Source organism: Marinobacterium litorale DSM 23545 (assembly GCF_000428985.1).
Taxonomy (GTDB): domain Bacteria; phylum Pseudomonadota; class Gammaproteobacteria; order Pseudomonadales; family Balneatricaceae; genus Marinobacterium_D; species Marinobacterium_D litorale.
This window is the reverse complement of sequence record NZ_AUAZ01000006.1, coordinates 144935-160506: the sequence shown is the minus strand read 5'-3', so window position 1 is coordinate 160506 and position 15572 is coordinate 144935. Positions and strand designations below refer to the sequence as shown.

The 15572-nt window shown below is 57.1% G+C and carries 17 protein-coding genes; 11 read left to right on the top strand and 6 right to left on the bottom strand.

Features of this window, described 5'->3' with window-relative positions; all coding sequences use genetic code 11:
- The first annotated feature begins 67 nt into the window (after nt 1–67).
- The 8 genes from ftsY (at nt 68) to trmB (ending at nt 6601) form a co-directional block, all read left to right on the top strand.
- Nucleotides 68–1639: a signal recognition particle-docking protein FtsY gene (gene ftsY, locus G403_RS0107340; RefSeq protein WP_084403970.1), complete on the top strand. Its 1572-nt coding sequence runs from the start codon at nt 68–70 to the stop codon at nt 1637–1639.
- A gap of 17 nt (nt 1640–1656) precedes the next feature.
- The gene (gene ftsE, locus G403_RS0107335; protein WP_027853415.1) at nt 1657–2325 is read left to right on the top strand and encodes a cell division ATP-binding protein FtsE; all 669 of its coding nucleotides are present in this window, start codon (nt 1657–1659) and stop codon (nt 2323–2325) included.
- Complete coding sequence (gene ftsX / locus G403_RS0107330) at nt 2315–3286, top strand: permease-like cell division protein FtsX (protein WP_027853414.1); 972 nt, start codon at nt 2315–2317, stop codon at nt 3284–3286. The genes ftsE and ftsX overlap by 11 nt, the downstream gene beginning before the upstream one ends.
- A 145-nt stretch (nt 3287–3431) precedes the next feature.
- Nucleotides 3432–4292 (top strand): RNA polymerase sigma factor RpoH, encoded by an 861-nt coding sequence (gene rpoH, locus G403_RS0107325; protein ID WP_027853413.1) that lies wholly within the window; start codon nt 3432–3434, stop codon nt 4290–4292.
- Nucleotides 4293–4409: 117 nt separating this feature from the next.
- Nucleotides 4410–4811 (top strand): DUF423 domain-containing protein, encoded by a 402-nt coding sequence (locus G403_RS0107320; RefSeq protein ID WP_027853412.1) that lies wholly within the window; start codon nt 4410–4412, stop codon nt 4809–4811.
- Complete coding sequence (thiS, locus tag G403_RS0107315) at nt 4789–4989, top strand: sulfur carrier protein ThiS (RefSeq protein WP_027853411.1); 201 nt, start codon at nt 4789–4791, stop codon at nt 4987–4989. Before G403_RS0107320 ends, thiS begins: the two co-directional genes overlap by 23 nt.
- Nucleotides 4990–5054: 65 nt before the next feature.
- Entirely contained in the window at nt 5055–5849 is a 795-nt protein-coding gene (locus G403_RS0107310; protein ID WP_027853410.1) for a thiazole synthase, read from the top strand.
- Nucleotides 5850–5899: 50 nt separating this feature from the next.
- Entirely contained in the window at nt 5900–6601 is a 702-nt protein-coding gene (gene trmB / locus G403_RS0107305; RefSeq protein ID WP_027853409.1) for a tRNA (guanosine(46)-N7)-methyltransferase TrmB, read from the top strand.
- Between the two features lie 120 nt (nt 6602–6721).
- Here the strand turns inward: trmB and G403_RS0107300 are convergent, their stop codons facing one another.
- Nucleotides 6722–7216, bottom strand: coding sequence for a Spy/CpxP family protein refolding chaperone (locus G403_RS0107300; RefSeq protein WP_027853408.1), 495 nt, complete (start codon nt 7214–7216; stop codon nt 6722–6724).
- A gap of 155 nt (nt 7217–7371) precedes the next feature.
- Here G403_RS0107300 and G403_RS0107295 point away from each other — a divergent pair, with 155 nt between their 5' ends.
- Nucleotides 7372–8085 (top strand): response regulator transcription factor, encoded by a 714-nt coding sequence (locus G403_RS0107295; RefSeq protein WP_027853407.1) that lies wholly within the window; start codon nt 7372–7374, stop codon nt 8083–8085.
- Nucleotides 8082–9437: a HAMP domain-containing sensor histidine kinase gene (locus G403_RS22565; RefSeq protein WP_051298692.1), complete on the top strand. Its 1356-nt coding sequence runs from the start codon at nt 8082–8084 to the stop codon at nt 9435–9437. Before G403_RS0107295 ends, G403_RS22565 begins: the two co-directional genes overlap by 4 nt.
- Here G403_RS22565 and astA read toward each other — a convergent pair.
- The 5 genes from astA to glnK (G403_RS0107265) form a co-directional block, all read right to left on the bottom strand.
- Nucleotides 9427–10452, bottom strand: a complete 1026-nt coding sequence (gene astA, locus G403_RS0107285; protein ID WP_027853406.1) for an arginine N-succinyltransferase — start codon at nt 10450–10452, stop codon at nt 9427–9429. The genes G403_RS22565 and astA overlap by 11 nt on opposite strands.
- Nucleotides 10453–10645: 193 nt before the next feature.
- On the bottom strand, nt 10646–12685 hold the full coding sequence (locus G403_RS22560; protein ID WP_051298689.1) for a putative bifunctional diguanylate cyclase/phosphodiesterase: 2040 nt from the start codon (nt 12683–12685) through the stop codon (nt 10646–10648).
- 151 nt (nt 12686–12836) lie between these two features.
- Nucleotides 12837–13175 (bottom strand): P-II family nitrogen regulator, encoded by a 339-nt coding sequence (gene glnK / locus G403_RS0107275; RefSeq protein WP_027853405.1) that lies wholly within the window; start codon nt 13173–13175, stop codon nt 12837–12839.
- Nucleotides 13176–13343: 168 nt separating this feature from the next.
- A complete protein-coding gene (locus tag G403_RS0107270) occupies nt 13344–14594 on the bottom strand; it encodes an ammonium transporter (protein WP_027853404.1) in 1251 nt (416 codons plus the stop codon).
- 49 nt (nt 14595–14643) lie between these two features.
- Complete coding sequence (gene glnK / locus G403_RS0107265) at nt 14644–14982, bottom strand: P-II family nitrogen regulator (protein ID WP_027853403.1); 339 nt, start codon at nt 14980–14982, stop codon at nt 14644–14646.
- A 317-nt stretch (nt 14983–15299) separates the two neighbouring features.
- Here glnK (G403_RS0107265) and G403_RS0107260 point away from each other — a divergent pair, with 317 nt between their 5' ends.
- Nucleotides 15300–15572: an accessory factor UbiK family protein gene (locus G403_RS0107260; RefSeq protein WP_027853402.1), complete on the top strand. Its 273-nt coding sequence runs from the start codon at nt 15300–15302 to the stop codon at nt 15570–15572.

Genomic DNA, 15572 nt, shown 5'->3' with positions numbered 1-15572 from the left:
CTTTGAACGATGTTTCGTACCGGTCTGGCCGGTTGAAGCACTCAGCTACCCGGATACTACAGAATATATGGATGCTCTTTATACCTGGATGCAAGAAAACGGTCTTGATCCGTCGCTTTTGCCCTATGCCGCTGGCGCACTGGTCCTGATCACCCTGCTTGTTCTTGCCCTGCGCTCCAAGCCGGAGCCTGTCGAGGATAAGAATGAGGCCCCCTCGGAACCACCGACCACTGAAAAAGCTGATCAAGACGCGGTCGAGAGTAAGGTAGCGGATGTTGAACCCCAGGCTGATGCTCCAGTTGCCGAAGCCGAAGCCGAAGCCGAAGCCGAAGTTGAGCGAGTCGTGCGAGAAAAAGCCGAGGCGGACGCGGCCGAGAAAGCGCGTGCTGACGAGCAGGCGCGTCAACAGACGGCTGCTGAGGAGCAGGCCCGGGCGGAACGCGCAGCTGAGGCTGAGGAGGCCGCCAGGCTCAAGGCGGAGCAGGACGCGCGGGAACAGCAGGCTCGTCAGGAGCAGGAGGCCGCAGAGAAAGCCGCGCTGGCCGCACGTCAGGCTGAAGAGGGAGCGGCACGGCAGGCTGAGCTGGAAGCCCAGGCGCAAGCAGAGGCTGAAGCCAAGGCCAAGGCTGAGCGAGAAGCCAAAGAGCAGGCGGAAGCGGCGGCAAAAGCCGAAGCTGAAGCTGCAACGCAACAGGCTGTTGCCGAGCAACCGGAAGTTCAGAAAAAGCGACTGTTCGATCGGATCAAGAGTGGATTGAGCCGCACCAAGGCGGGCTTGACCGAGCAGCTTGGCAACCTGTTTATGGGCGCCAAGGAGATCGATGATGATCTGCTTGAAGAGATAGAGACCCTGTTGCTGATGGCGGATGTGGGGGTTGAAGCCACCACAGAGATTGTTACCCGCCTGACCGATCGTGTTGAACGCAAGCAGCTCAAGGATCCGGAGGCGCTGCGCGAAGCGCTGAAAGAGGAGTTGGGTGATCTCCTGGGCGGCGTTGAGCATCCACTGCTACTGCCCGCCGACAAGACCCCAGCCGTGATCCTGATGGTCGGCGTTAATGGGGTCGGCAAAACCACTACCATCGGCAAATTGGCCAAGCGCTATCAGAGCGAGGGTAAGTCGGTCATGCTGGCGGCGGGTGATACCTTCCGTGCCGCCGCGGTGGAGCAGCTCCAGGTTTGGGGTGAGCGTAACAACGTTCCGGTTATTGCTCAGCATACCGGCGCGGATTCCGCATCGGTGCTGTTTGATGCGCTGCAGGCAGCCAAGTCCCGTGAGGTCGATGTATTGATCGCCGATACCGCCGGTCGCTTGCAGAATAAGGATAACCTGATGCAGGAGCTGCAGAAGGTTGTCCGCGTGATGCAGAAGCTGGACCCGAGTGCACCCCATGAGGTGATGCTTGTGCTTGATGCCGGTACCGGCCAAAACGCCATCAGCCAAGCCAAGCAGTTCAAGGAATCTGTAGGTGTTACCGGCATCACCCTGACCAAGCTTGATGGTACGGCCAAGGGCGGGATCATCTTCGCCATCGCCAAGCAGTTTGGTCTGCCGATCCGCTTTATCGGGGTTGGCGAGCAGGTGGATGATCTGCGACCCTTTGAGGCGGATGAGTTCGTTCAGGCCCTGTTTGACTGACCCTTGGACTGTTTCTAATGACCGCAATCCGCTTCAGTAACGTCGGCAAGCGTTACCCCAATGGCCATGATGCCCTCAAGGGGCTCAATTTTGACCTGGATTCGGGTGAGCTGGCGTTTCTGACCGGTCACTCGGGGGCGGGTAAAAGTACCCTGCTGAAGCTGATTATGCTGATGGAGCGGCCCAGCCGCGGTGAAGTCTGGGTCGGTGAGCAGGATCTGGCCCGCTTGCCACGCAAGCAGATTCCCTATCATCGACGCCATATCGGTGTGGTTTTTCAGAACCACCAATTACTGTTTGATCGCAGTGTTTTCGATAATGTGGCGCTGCCTCTGCAGATCTCGGGTTACGATCCGGTGGATGCCGCGCGACGGGTCAGAGCTGCGCTCGATAAAGTGGGGCTACTTTCCCGGGAGAAGCTCAACCCGGTGACGTTGTCCAGTGGGGAGCAGCAGCGGGTGGGGATTGCCCGTGCGATTGTTCACAAGCCCAAACTACTGCTCGCCGATGAGCCCACCGGTAACCTGGATCCGGCGCTGTCGGAGGATATCATGCACCTGTTCGAGCAATTTAACCGGATCGGAACCACGGTACTGATTGCCAGCCATGATCTATCGCTGATCAATCGTCTGCATCATCGGGTACTGGTTCTCAAGGATGGAAGGCTGGTGTCGGATGGCGGCTAAACGCGAGCAGAAACGGGGTGCGGTCCAGCATCGTGTGGGTCTTGGGGACCGTGTTCGCAGTTGGTCCCGCAACCATTATCGAGTGTCCAATCAAGCGTTGGCCCGGCTATTGGTTACGCCGCTGGCGTCGCTGATGACTTTGGCTGTTTTAGCGATCGCTCTGGCCCTGCCGGCGTTTATCTTCTCCGCGCTGAAAAACCTGGATCAGCTTACGGCCGGTTTGGAGACCGATCCGCATATCTCTCTCTATCTGGAGGTCGGTGTTGCGCCGGAGCGACTGGATCAGCTCAGTCGCACGTTGCTGCTGCGTGATGATCTGCGTTCGGTGGAGCTGATCAGTCCGGAAAAGGGGCTGGAGGATTTTCGCGCTTATACCCGTTTTGACGATCTGCTTGAGTTCTTCGACGAGAACCCGCTGCCGGCGGTGATTATTCTCATGCCCTCCACCCGTGAGCCTGACCAGCTGGAGGCGATCCAGCAGGAGATGGCCGCATTGCCGGAGGTGGAAGAGGCGCGCCTGGATATGGAGTGGGTGCGTCGACTGGCCGCCTTTATGGCACTGGCCGAGCGGGGTGCCTGGGTATTGGGCGGTCTGTTGTCGTTGACGGTGTTGCTGGTAGTGGGTAACACCGTACGCATGACCATCGAGAGCCGACGGGATGAAATTCTGGTCAGCAAACTGGTGGGTGCGACTGACGCCTGGGTGCGGCGGCCGTTTCTTTATAGTGGACTTTGGTATGGCCTGTTTGGTGCCGTGTTGGCGTGGTTACTGGCGCAGTTGGCGCTGGCACTGATCAGTGAACCGGTGCAGGCGCTGGCGGCGCTTTACCTCAATGGCTTTGTGGTACATGGGCTGGAACTGTCCGAGTCGAGCCTGCTGTTGGCTGTCGGGCTGTTGCTGGGGCTTGGCGGGGCCTGGCTTGCGGTGGGACGTCACTTACGCGATATAGAACCGGGCTGAACCCCTTGCGTTTCTTGTCTTCAAACGCTATTTTTTCCTGTCCGATAGCTGACTGAAGTGTTCAGGTACTGGGAACTTCGGTTCGTTAACGCGGTCGTAATACAGGTTTCAATCCTTCTGGATTTATAGTGAGGTCACTCCTTCAATGGGCACGAGCTTACAAGTTGTCGAACAACTCTCACCAGGCCGCAATGTCGAAGCCTATGTGCAGAGCGTGAGCACTATCCCGATCCTCACAGCAGAGGAGGAGCGGGAGCTGGCCGAAAGGCTGCATTATCAAAATGATCTGGAGGCTGCGCGTCAACTGGTTATGTCCCACCTGCGTTTCGTGGTGCATATTGCGCGTAGCTATACGGGGTATGGTCTGCCACTGGGCGACCTGATTCAGGAAGGCAACGTGGGCTTGATGAAGGCGGTCAAACGCTTTGATCCGACCATGGGCGTGCGGTTGGTTTCTTTCGCCGTACACTGGATCAAAGCCGAGATGCACGAATTTATCCTGCGTAACTGGCGGATTGTCAAAATCGCTACCACCAAGGCTCAGCGCAAGCTGTTCTTTAATCTGCGCTCGCAGAAAAAAGGACTGGGCTGGATGAGCAATGATGAAGTTGAGGCAGTGGCGGCAGACCTGGGCGTTGATGTTAAGGCTGTGCGTCAGATGGAAGGTCGGCTGGCCTCCACCGATACCGCCTTTGATGCGCCCACCGACAGCGATGACGACAACGCCTATCAGGCACCGGCTGGGTATCTGGAGGATCACAGTGGTGATCCGGCAGCTCAGCTGGAGGCGGCTGACTGGGAACAAAGCTCCCAGCGTCAGCTGATGGGAGCGCTGGAGTCGCTGGACGAGCGTAGCCGGGATATTCTGATGCAGCGCTGGCTCAGCGAAGAGAAAGCAACTCTGCATGATCTGGCTGACAGGTATGGTGTATCCGCCGAGCGGATCCGTCAGTTGGAGAAGAACGCCATGAAAAAGATCAAAGCCGCAATGACGCTGGCTGCCTGATCGTTTTCTGATCCCAGCAAGGCCGTCGGGCAATCAGCCCGGACGGCCTTGTTTTTTTCCCGCCCCGTCAACGCGTATACTATGCACCCATCCGAAAGCCGTGAACCGGAGTCGTGGATGTCCGCCCGTTTGATACTTGGCTGTGCTGCCCTGCTTGGCGCCCTTTCCGTAGCGCTCGGAGCCTTTGCCGCACATGGTTTACGCGACCAGCTCTCGGCCCGAATGCTGGATGTATTTCAAACCGGGGTGACCTATCAGTTTTACCATGTGCTGGCGTTGCTGGCGGTGGGATTGCTGATGCAACGGCGCAGGCATCCGCTGCTGGCGCTTAGTGGCGCGCTGTTTCTACTGGGGATTCTGCTGTTCAGCGGCAGTCTCTACCTCTTAGCGGGCACCGGTGTCCACTATCTGGGGATCGTGACGCCCATAGGCGGACTTTCTTTGATGGGCGGTTGGCTGGCTCTGGCCACCGCGCTGTTTACTGGGGGTAAAAAGCATGCAGATACAGGTCAACGGTGAAGCGTTCGATGCCAGTCAGTGTACGAGTCTCAGCGATCTGATTGATCAGCTGGGTTTGGCCGGCAAACGGATCGCCATCGAGCTGAACATGGAAATTGTCCCGCGCAGCGAACACCCGACCACCGCGCTCAAGGCGGGTGATCAGGTTGAGGTGGTGCATGCCATCGGAGGCGGTTGAGCGGGCCTCCGTGGGGTTTCCTTGAATTGACTCTCATGAACTGAATAGCAACGCAGGATTATCAAATGTCAGATCAGCCGCAGAAAGATGAACTGGTTATCGCCGGACAATCATATGGATCCCGTTTGCTGGTAGGTACCGGCAAATACAAGGATCTGCAGGAAACCGGAGAGGCGATCACCGCCAGTGGTGCGGAAATCGTCACCGTTGCTGTACGCCGCACCAATATCGGCCAGAACCCGGATGAGCCTAATCTGCTGGATGTGGTGAGCCCCGATAAGTACACTATTCTGCCCAACACGGCGGGCTGCTACAGCGCTGATGATGCGGTGCGTACCTGTCGGCTGGCGCGTGAACTGCTGGATGGTCATGATCTGGTTAAGCTGGAAGTGTTGGGCGATCAAAAAACCCTCTACCCCAATATTGTGGAAACTCTCTCCGCCGCTGAAACCCTGGTTAAGGACGGCTTCAAGGTGATGGTTTACACCAATGATGATCCGATTGTTGCCAAGCGTCTTGAAGAGATCGGATGCGTGGCGGTGATGCCGCTGGGCTCGCTGATCGGCTCAGGACTGGGGATCGTAAATCCCCACAATATTCGTCTGATCATGGAAGAGGCTCAGGTGCCGATCATCGTCGATGCGGGCGTGGGTACAGCGTCCGATGCGGCCGTCGCCATGGAGATGGGGTGCGCTGGTGTGCTGATGAATACCGCCATCGCGGCCGCGCAGAAACCGGTATTGATGGCCAGCGCCATGCGCAAAGCCGTGGAGGCCGGGCGTGAAGCCTACCTGGCAGGTCGCATGCCGCGCCGAGCCTATGCCAGTGCCTCTTCACCGACGAGTGGCCTGATTAATTGATGACCCGGGGCGGCATCAGCCGTCCCGCAGCTGTTTGAGAACCTGGATTGATGAGCGAAACAGAACAGCAGCCGCGTCCGATGCGGAACGTGCGTAGCTTTGTTGTCCGTGCCGGACGTATGACCGAAGGGCAGGAGCGGGCACTGAAAGAGAACTGGCCGCTCTACGGCCTTGAGCTTTCCGGCGGGCGTTTGGATCTGAATACCCTGTTTGGGGAGCCCAAACCGGTGGTTCTGGAGATCGGGTTTGGTATGGGGGATTCGCTGATCGAGATGGCGCGCAGGGCTCCTGAAAAGGGCTTTATCGGTATCGAAGTGCACCCGCCGGGTGTGGGACGTTTGCTGGCCCGCGTTCGGGAGGAGGGGCTCGATAATATACGCGTCTATTGTGATGATGCTGTCGAAGTACTGGCGCAGTGCATCCCTGATAATAGCCTGGCGGGGGTGCAGCTTTTCTTCCCGGACCCCTGGCCCAAGAAGCGTCACCACAAACGACGTATTGTCCAGCCTGAGTTCGCGCAGGCCATCCGTCGCAAGTTGAGTCTGGGCGGAACCTTCCATATGGCGACGGACTGGGAAAACTATGCCGAACATATGATGGAGGTTATGTCTGTCGCGGACGGTTTTCGCAACAGTGCGGGCGAGGGAGAGTACTCACCGCAGCCCGATTGGCGGCCGGTCACTAAATTCCAGAAGCGCGGTGAAAAGCTGGGTCACGGCGTCTGGGACCTGATCTTTGAGCGGATCGAGTAAATAAAATAAAAGTGGTCGTGTGATTCGTGTAAAACGCGCCGCAACAGCAAAACCCCGATCCTGACCGGTCGGGGTTTTTTGGGCGTGTGGTGTTGTTAGAATCGAACCCGATAGGCCGTTTTAACGGCAGTTGCGTCCGTCGCCATCGTGGTGCCTGCCCCACCCCTTGTCACCACCATGATAAGATTCGAAGCTCTTGCCATAATGTTCGCCGCGTTTGGCCATCATGGTCTGCAGCTTGTCGTACTGCGCGTCAGTAAGGATCTCGCTCATCTGCTCGCGCATCTGCGCGTGCTGGCGAATGCGCTCTTCCACCCGGGCCTGGGCCTGCTCAATCAACTTATCCACATCGGCCTGAAAACTGTCGGAACGCGGGTCCAGCGCCATCATCGCGCCGCGTGGTGATTGCGCCTGCTTTGCATCACGGGCTTCCATTTTTTGCTCCCACAGGCTTTGCATCTGTGTCTGCTGTTCCGGGCTCAGCTCCAGCATCCGGGCAAAACGCTCGCCGCGATCGCCCCGCTCGTGGGCGACGGCGATGCCTATGGTTGAGCCTGCCACCAGTGTGGCGGCCAGGCCGGCGATAACCCATTTACGTTTGTTTGTAGTCGACATTGTGAACGCTCCTGTTTGTGTCTCTTTTGATGGGTTCAGTATGCGCATATCGCCTGATAAGTTGGGTTAGCGGCGGGTAAAGTTTGGTAAAGGGAAACGCAATCGACCAGTAAACGCTTAATATAGGTCGTGAGGTGAAAGTTGGAGTAACAAAGATGAATGAACGTCTGCTGTTGGTGGATGACGACCAGGCCCTGTGTGATCTGCTCACGGATTACCTGCAGCATGAAGGGTACCGGGTAACAGCCTGCCACAGCGCTGAGGCGGCGCAGCAGCGGTTTGCCGGGGGTGAAAACTTTGATCTTATGGTGCTGGATATCCAGATGCCGGGGTTAAGCGGTTTGGAGTTGCTACAGCAGTTACGGCCCCGCATTCAGATACCGGTGGTCATGCTGACCGGGCGCGGCGATGAGATCGACCGGATTCTTGGGCTTGAGATGGGAGCCGATGACTACCTGCCTAAACCCTGTAACCCCCGGGAGTTGCTGGCCCGGGTGCGCGCCGTATTGAGAAGGGCCGGCGCAACGGCACCGGAGCGTGGCGAGCTGTTCCCCTCCGGGGTTATTGAGCTTGAAGGTGTGCGCCTGGATCCAGGCTTGCGCACGGTAACAGTGGCCGGAGAACCGGTGGAGCTGACCAGCGCTGAGTTCAATGTACTGGCTTATCTGATGGCCAGCGCGGGGCGTGTCATGAGTAAGGAGCAACTGACCGAGCTGGTGTTGCACCGTAAGCTGACCGCCTATGACCGGGCGCTGGATGTTCATGTCAGTCGGGTGAGGCAGAAGCTCTCGCCGTGGGTCGCTGATCCGGGTGCTCTGATTAAAACCATTCGCGGCCAGGGTTACCAGTTTGTGCGGGAGTCGTCATGACCGTTGGGCGTAGACTGTCCAGCCTGAAACGGAGGGCCCAGAGCGGGATCCGAGGGGGCTGGTATAAACGGCTGTTTTGGAAGATTTTCCTGATTATCTGGTTGGTGAGCGCTGCCGGAACCGGTGCTGTGCTGGTTGGTTTATTGACCGTCACCGACAAACGGCAAAGCCTGGAACTGCTCGAGACCAAAGCGCGGGCGCAGGCTGCGCTCATGCTGGAGCGTTATCAGCAGCCGGAGCGTGACGAGCATCATGAGCACCGGTTTCACCGGCGGCTTCCACTCTGGATTATTACTGAGGACAAGCAGGTTTTGATCGGGCCGGAGGGGCGGATACCCAAGGGTGCACGCGGTATTCGCTATCCGCTTGAGGAAACCTGGCAGGGTCAGGCTCTGACGGCCGTGGTGCCTGCGCCGCCGGAAGGGTTTTATATCAAGCGTTTACTGGGGTTTCTGTTCTCATTACAGGCCGTATTGGTGTTGTTGGTATCGGCGCTGGCTGCGCTGTTACTGAGCTGGATGATTGTGCGGCCGATTAACCAGCTGTGTCGTCATGCCAAGGAGCTGTATTACCACCAGAACCTGGCCAGCCGTGCCAGCGGCCGGTTGAGCGAGCGCAGTGACGAGATTGGCGAGTTGTCCCGGGAGTTCAACCAGATGGCCGCCTACGTAGAGCGTACACTGACTGCCCAGCAGCGCCTGCTGCAGGACGTGTCCCATGAACTGCGTGCCCCGCTGGCCAGGTTGCAGGTGGCTGCGGGGCTGGCCGAACAGCGTCTGGGCGAAGGCGATAGGGCCGTTGCGCGGATTAACCACGAGTGTGAACGTCTGGATGAGTTGATCGGAGAGATCCTGTCGCTGTCGCGGCTGGATCAGGCCTCCCCCCGGGGTGAGCCTTTTCGTGTAGTCGCGCTGTGTAATGAGCTGGCTGAGGATCTGGCCTATTTCCAGCCGGAGCGTGAACTGGTGCTGGATATCGTGCCCGCAGACCTTGAGCTGACTCTGAATCAGAGTCTGCTACAGCGCGCACTCGGCAATCTGTTGAGTAACGCGGCCAAGTATACGCCTGCCGGAGGATGCATCCTGTTGTCTGCCCGAGCGGAAGCCCCGGATCAGGTCCGTATTTTGCTGCGCGATCAAGGGCCTGGGGTGGACGAGTCGATACTGGATCGATTGACCGAGCCTTTCTTTCGTGGCCAAAGTGAGTCAATCGAGGGGTTTGGCCTGGGATTGAGTATCACACGTCGGGCGATCGAGCGCCTGAGCGGGACGCTGATGCTGCGTAACCATCCTGACGGAGGCCTGGAGTGTGAAATTCTCCTGCCGTTGAAGGTGGCCGGGCTCAAGGGTTAAGCGGTACGCAGGCGACCCGGTCACCTTCGGTGATCTCCAGCGCTCTGGCTTCGGTTGGTGACAGGCTCACCTGCTTCGCGCCGAGTTGCACTTGGGCGGAAATACAGCGAAATCCCAGCGTCCGGCCGTTGGCGACCAGATAGAGCGGCCCGGGTTCAGCCTGTCCCGCAGTGCTGATTTTGACTTCATAGGTATGGCAGTCGCGTATGGCTCGTATATCGCTTCGTCGAGCGGCCAGAGTAGGACCTGCATCGAAGATATCGATGTAGTCTTCAAATCGAAACCCCTCGCTCTCCAGCATACGGCAGGCCGGTTCTGTATTGGGGTGCACCCTGCCGATGATCGCCTGTGCCGACTCGGGCAACAGGTGGATATAGATCGAGTGGCGCGGCATCAGTTCAGCCACAAAAACCTTGTTACCTGACCCGGTCAGGTAATCGGCACGGTCGTAATCCATCGAAAAAAAACGGCGTCCGAGTCCTTCCCAGAAGGGGTTGCTGCCACTCTCATCAGTGAATCCTCTCATCTCAGCAATAACCCGGTCGTCGAACCGGCCGGGATGCTGGGCGATAAACAGAAAACGGGACTTGGAGAGCAGTCGGCCAAGGCCGCCCTGGCGCACATCCGGACGAAGGTAGAGCGTACACAGCTCGGAGCTGCCGGTGTAATCGTTGCACAGGTTCAGAACCTTGAACTCGTTATAGATCTCCAGTTCACGGGAGGAGTGCACCAGAGTGCCGACATGGTAGTGATAAAAGGGCATATCCAGGCCAACGGCCGCGGTAATCCCACAGGTACCCACCACTTCGCCGCTGTCTGTGGCCTCCAGCACGAACAGGTAAGTCTCGGGACCAGGCGCGGTATCGGGGCGGGCCAGCGTTTCAATGGAGTTCTCTATTTTACGCCTGAGCAGTGTCGGATCATCCGGCAGTGAGGTAAATCCGGCCCCGGACTCGACGGCGATGGCGTGGAGGGTATCGAAATCACGATGCTCGATGGGACGGACACGAAACATAAACCGGGCACTCCTTTGAGACCGCCTTTGGTTTTAGTTTAGCCGCTGTCCCGCGAGTATGGGTAATTTTTCAAGCTGTGGGTAAATCTGTTATCTAAACGCCGGTCTATACAGCTGATTCTAATTTTTTCTATTTAAAATCAAAAGGATAATTGGCATTTTTGATTGGGTGCTATATGTGTGTAAGTTGTGACTATTGGCTGCTGGCAGGAGGCGATGCGAGGTAGCGCTCAATCAGGGTTTCTACAGGGAGGGGTTTATCAAACAGGTAACCCTGGCCGATGGGGCAGCCCGAAGCAAGCAGGAACTGTCGTTGCTCTTCGGTTTCGATACCTTCCGCCAAGACCTGTAAACCGAGCTGCCGAGCCATCAGAATAATGGTCGATGTGATCGCCAGGTCATCCCGGTCCTCCGGAATATCCTGTACGAAGGAGCGATCTATTTTTAGAACATGGACCGGCATTTTTTTCAGGTAGCTCAGTGATGAGTAACCGGTACCAAAGTCATCGATAGCCAGCGTGACGCCGAGTTGTTTGAGCTGGCCGAGTACTTTCACCGAGGAGTCGAAGTTTTCCATCATCAGCCCTTCGGTGATCTCCAGCTCCAGGGCGTCCGCGGGCAACCCGGTTTCTCGCAGCACGGACTCCACGGTAGACAGGAGACCCAGGTCATCAAACTGGCGCACCGAGAGGTTGATCGCTACGCGGAAGTGGCTGTCCATCTGCTCACGTATCGCTTGAGCCTGACGGCAGGCTTGCAGCAAGACCCAGCGTCCGATGGGTATGATCAGGCCGGTTTCTTCGGCCATGGGGATAAACTCTGTGGGCGGAATCGGGCCCTCAATCGGGTGGTTCCAGCGCAGTAATGCTTCCATCCCAACCAAGCGTCCGCTTTGCAGATCGATTTGTGGCTGGTAGAGAAGAGACAGCTCCTGGCGATCCAGTGCCTGGCGCAGATCGTGTTCCAGGGTCAGGGCCCGGCGCGCCTCCGAGTTCATCTCGGGGCTGTAGAACTGGTAGGTGTTGCGGCCCACATGCTTGGCGCGGTACATGGCCAAGTCTGCATTGCGCAGCAGGCTGCTCACGTCCATGGCATCGATTCCGATCAGCGTGATACCGATGCTGACGGTAACCTGCATCTGGTGAGTGCCGATATCCAAGGGTTGGGCAAGCAGCTCGATAATATCGTCGGCATAATCACGAATACGATCAATTGAGTGCAGGTCGTCCAGCAGTACCGTGAACTCATCGCCACCCAGGCGATAGACGGTATGCGGAGCGTTGACACAGAAGCGAAGACGGTTAGCGACGGTACGCAGCAGCGTATCGCCCGCCTCGTGGCCCATGGTGTCGTTAATCTTCTTGAAGTGGTCAAGATCCAGCAGCAGTAAAGCGCTGACATTATCGCTACGGCTGCGCAGCCGCTCTTCCAGTTTGTCCCGAAAATGGCGGCGGTTACCCAGATCGGTCAGCGGGTCGAAGAACGCGAGGCGCTCCATCTGCTGTTGATGTTCCTTGAGCTGGGTAATGTCGTCACTGACCGAAACAATGTTGGTGAGCACACCGTTCTCATCGAGGATCGGCGAGATTGACTGCAGACTCCAGTAAAAGCTTCCATCCTTGCGGCGGTTATGCAGTGTGCCGCGCCATTTCTGATGCTTTCTGATCGTCGCCCAAAGCTCCGCATACACCTCTCTGGGTGTATTGCCTGATTTCAGAAACGAGGGCTGGCGGCCGATGACCTCGTTGAGGTGATAGCCGCTGATATCGGAAAACCGGGTGTTGACGTACTGGATGTTGCCCTCGGCATCGGTGATAACCACGGCGCTGCCGCTGTTCTCCACCGCATTGGAGAGCTGTTTCAGCTCCAGATCCCGCTGGCGCTGCTCACTGTGATCATGGATCAACGCCAGTGCCGACTCGGGTTGACCCTGCTCGTTACGAATCAGCGATATGTGCAGCTGTAAGTCCAGGGCCCCCGCCGCAGTGTTGATCCGGTAATGGTGCAGCGTGAAACTGCTGATTTCGCCCGCGAACAGGCTGCCCAGTTTATCCAGTAACTGGCGCCGCCCTTCACCGTGCAGTAGCGCTTCTGTATCGGCCTCGGTTTGGGCCGTCAGCGTGAGCAGGCTGCTATTGGGGTGGTGGCAGTAGCCGTCACGATCAAGTAGACAGACACCGACGGGCGATGTTTTAAGTCCTTCAATGATATGGAGTGCACACGACTGCTTCATGCGTGACTCTTAACCCTGTTGGCGCTGCCCGTCCGGCTCTGCCATCCCAAGGCTCGGCTCCGCGCGGGAACAGAGCGGATGGGGCGGGTGGTGAAGTCGAACGACATGATCTGCGACTGACTGGCTGAGGTGAACCGATGAATATCGATGCTCAGAGCGCGTCTGAGCCGCTCTCGCCGGTGCGGATGCGAATAACCTGCTCCAGCGGCGAAACAAAGATTTTTCCGTCACCGATCTTGCCTGTATTGGCGGTTTTGCTGATCGCTTCAATGACCTGATCGACCATGTTGTCATCAATAGCCACTTCAAGTTTCACTTTGGGTAGAAAATCCACCACATACTCGGCACCACGATACAGCTCGGTGTGCCCCTTCTGTCGACCGAAACCTTTAACTTCGGTGACGGTGACACCCTGTATCCCGATATCGGAGAGCGCTTCACGAACGTCATCCAGCTTGAACGGTTTGATCACCGCAGATACCAGTTTCATCTTCTACTCCTCGTTTATCGTTAGACGCAGGCACTGTGCCGTACTGCAATTCAAGTTGCTGCCGGATGCATCAGTATACCTACAATAGCGGCATCACGCATTGACGTCATTAACGAAAAGAGGGAGCCACCGGGGCTCCCTCTTTACAGGCCTCTTTAGAGTCCGAAATTACTTCTTGTTGGAAGCGAACTCCGGATAGGCTTCCATACCGCACTCGGAGAGGTCGACACCTTCGTACTCTTCCTCTTCGCTGACGCGGACGCCCATGATGGCCTTGATTACGAACCATACGATCAGGCTGACAACGAAGACCCAGATGAAGATGGTCAGGGCGCCAATGATCTGGCCGGAGAAGCTGGAACCATCGTTGGTCACCGGTACCAGCAGCAGACCCAGCAGACCGACAACACCGTGGACAGAGATTGCACCGACCGGATCGTCGATCTTCATTTTGTCGAGAGTGATGATGGAGAATACCACCAGCACGCCACCCAGGGCACCGAAGATGGTGGCCTGCAGAGCGGACGGTGTAGACGGCTCAGCGGTGATGGCAACCAGACCAGCCAGGGCACCGTTGAGGGCCATGGTCAGATCCGCTTTACCGAACAGGATGCGAGCAACGATCATGGCAGCGACAACACCACCGGCCGCAGCGGCGTTGGTGTTCATGAAGACAACGGCAACCGCGTTGGAGTTTTCAACATCGGAGGTTGCCAGTACGGAACCGCCGTTAAAGCCGAACCAGCCCAGCCACAGGATGAATGTACCCAGTGTCGCCATCGGCAGGTTGGCGCCCGGAATCGCATTGATCTCACCGTTCTTGCCGTATTTGCCTTTACGAGCGCCCAGTACCAGGACACCCGCCAGAGCAGCAGCAGCACCGGCCATGTGTACGATGCCGGAACCGGCGAAGTCAGAGAAGCCCAGGTCGCCCAGTGTGTACATGCCGAATACGGCGTTGCCACCCCAGGTCCAGGAGCCTTCCATCGGATAGATGAAACCGGTCATTACGACTGCGAACAGCAGGAAGGACCACAGTTTCATGCGCTCGGCGACAGCACCGGATACGATGGACATGGCGGTTGCAACGAACACAACCTGGAAGAAGAAGTCAGCGGACGGTGCATAGGTCCAATCATCAGCAACACCATCGCCGGTGATGCCGGTCAGGAAGTACTCGCCGCCGTACATGATGGCGTAGCCGGAAACGAAGTACATGATGCAAGCGATCGCGAACAGCGCGATGTTCTTGGTCAGAATCTCGGTGGTGTTCTTGGCACGGACCAGGCCCGCCTCAAGCATGGCAAAGCCGGCAGCCATCCACATGACCAATGCACCGCATACCAGGAAGTAGAAGGTATCCAATGCATATTTCAGCTGGGTCACATCCCCAGCCGTTGTATTCAGAAGTTCTTCCATCGGGTTAGCCCTCCATCAGGCTTACTACATCAAGTTGGTTTGACGAGGATTAGAGCGCGTCGTTACCGGTTTCACCGGTGCGGATACGAACCACCTCTTCCAGCGGCATGACGAAGACTTTACCGTCGCCAATTTTGCCGGTTTGAGCGGCTTTACTAATCGCTTCCAGAACCTGGTCGACGATGTCATCAGAAACCGCAGCATCGATGCGAACCTTGGGCAGGAAGTCGACGACGTATTCTGCGCCCCGGTAGAGTTCGGTATGACCTTTCTGACGACCGAAGCCTTTCACTTCAGTAACGGTGATGCCCTGAACGCCGATGTCAGACAGCGATTCCCGTACGTCATCCAGCTTGAACGGTTTGATTATGGCTGAAATCAGTTTCATCTCTATGTGTCCCCCTTGGATAAAGTCGAACGAGGTGTGCGCTGCTTAGGGGCGCGTCACGCCTCGGTTGTGTCTCGTTTAAGCCAAAACTGTGCCACTAAAAAAAAGTGCTTAAAAAACAATATGCTGTTTGCTTTGATTAAAAAGTGAACCGCGCCTTTACGGCCCAGGCAGTGAGAATTGATCACTTTTTGTGCACTATGTTGGTGCGTGCATTCTAATGGTGCGGGCATGGTTTGCCCTCTGATCGTGCCTGACAATGATGGGCCTAGACGGTATAGTTACAGTCATTGAAAAGGCCCGGATGGAGAGCGTTTATGCATCAGAAATTGATCGACAGTCTAACCACTCAGTTTGGCCAACTGTTTGAAAATGCGCGTGAACTGCCGGGTCAACATGAGCTGCAACAACAGGTCCGCACGCTGGTGCAGAGCACGTTTTCCCGCATGGATCTGGTCACCCGCGACGAGTTTGATGCCCAGATGGCTGTGCTTGCCAGAACCCGGGAGCTGGTAGAAAAACTCGAAAAACGTGTCGCGGAGCTCGAGCAGACTCGCTCCGGTACACAACCCCAAACTAACGACGGCTGA

Coding starts and splice junctions, on each gene's coding strand:
- astA (WP_027853406.1), bottom strand. CDS start 10,452: ATGTTTCGTGTCCGTCCCATCGAGCATCGTGATTTCGATACCCTCCAC.
- G403_RS0107320 (WP_027853412.1), top strand. CDS start 4,410: ATGTCCGCCCGTTTGATACTTGGCTGTGCTGCCCTGCTTGGCGCCCTT.
- glnK (WP_027853403.1), bottom strand. CDS start 14,982: ATGAAACTGATTTCAGCCATAATCAAACCGTTCAAGCTGGATGACGTA.
- G403_RS0107260 (WP_027853402.1), top strand. CDS start 15,300: ATGCATCAGAAATTGATCGACAGTCTAACCACTCAGTTTGGCCAACTG.
- ftsY (WP_084403970.1), top strand. CDS start 68: ATGGATGCTCTTTATACCTGGATGCAAGAAAACGGTCTTGATCCGTCG.
- ftsE (WP_027853415.1), top strand. CDS start 1,657: ATGACCGCAATCCGCTTCAGTAACGTCGGCAAGCGTTACCCCAATGGC.
- rpoH (WP_027853413.1), top strand. CDS start 3,432: ATGGGCACGAGCTTACAAGTTGTCGAACAACTCTCACCAGGCCGCAAT.
- G403_RS0107310 (WP_027853410.1), top strand. CDS start 5,055: ATGTCAGATCAGCCGCAGAAAGATGAACTGGTTATCGCCGGACAATCA.
- ftsX (WP_027853414.1), top strand. CDS start 2,315: ATGGCGGCTAAACGCGAGCAGAAACGGGGTGCGGTCCAGCATCGTGTG.
- glnK (WP_027853405.1), bottom strand. CDS start 13,175: ATGAAACTGGTATCTGCGGTGATCAAACCGTTCAAGCTGGATGACGTT.
- G403_RS22560 (WP_051298689.1), bottom strand. CDS start 12,685: ATGAAGCAGTCGTGTGCACTCCATATCATTGAAGGACTTAAAACATCG.
- G403_RS22565 (WP_051298692.1), top strand. CDS start 8,082: ATGACCGTTGGGCGTAGACTGTCCAGCCTGAAACGGAGGGCCCAGAGC.
- thiS (WP_027853411.1), top strand. CDS start 4,789: ATGCAGATACAGGTCAACGGTGAAGCGTTCGATGCCAGTCAGTGTACG.
- G403_RS0107300 (WP_027853408.1), bottom strand. CDS start 7,216: ATGTCGACTACAAACAAACGTAAATGGGTTATCGCCGGCCTGGCCGCC.
- G403_RS0107295 (WP_027853407.1), top strand. CDS start 7,372: ATGAATGAACGTCTGCTGTTGGTGGATGACGACCAGGCCCTGTGTGAT.
- G403_RS0107270 (WP_027853404.1), bottom strand. CDS start 14,594: ATGGAAGAACTTCTGAATACAACGGCTGGGGATGTGACCCAGCTGAAA.
- trmB (WP_027853409.1), top strand. CDS start 5,900: ATGAGCGAAACAGAACAGCAGCCGCGTCCGATGCGGAACGTGCGTAGC.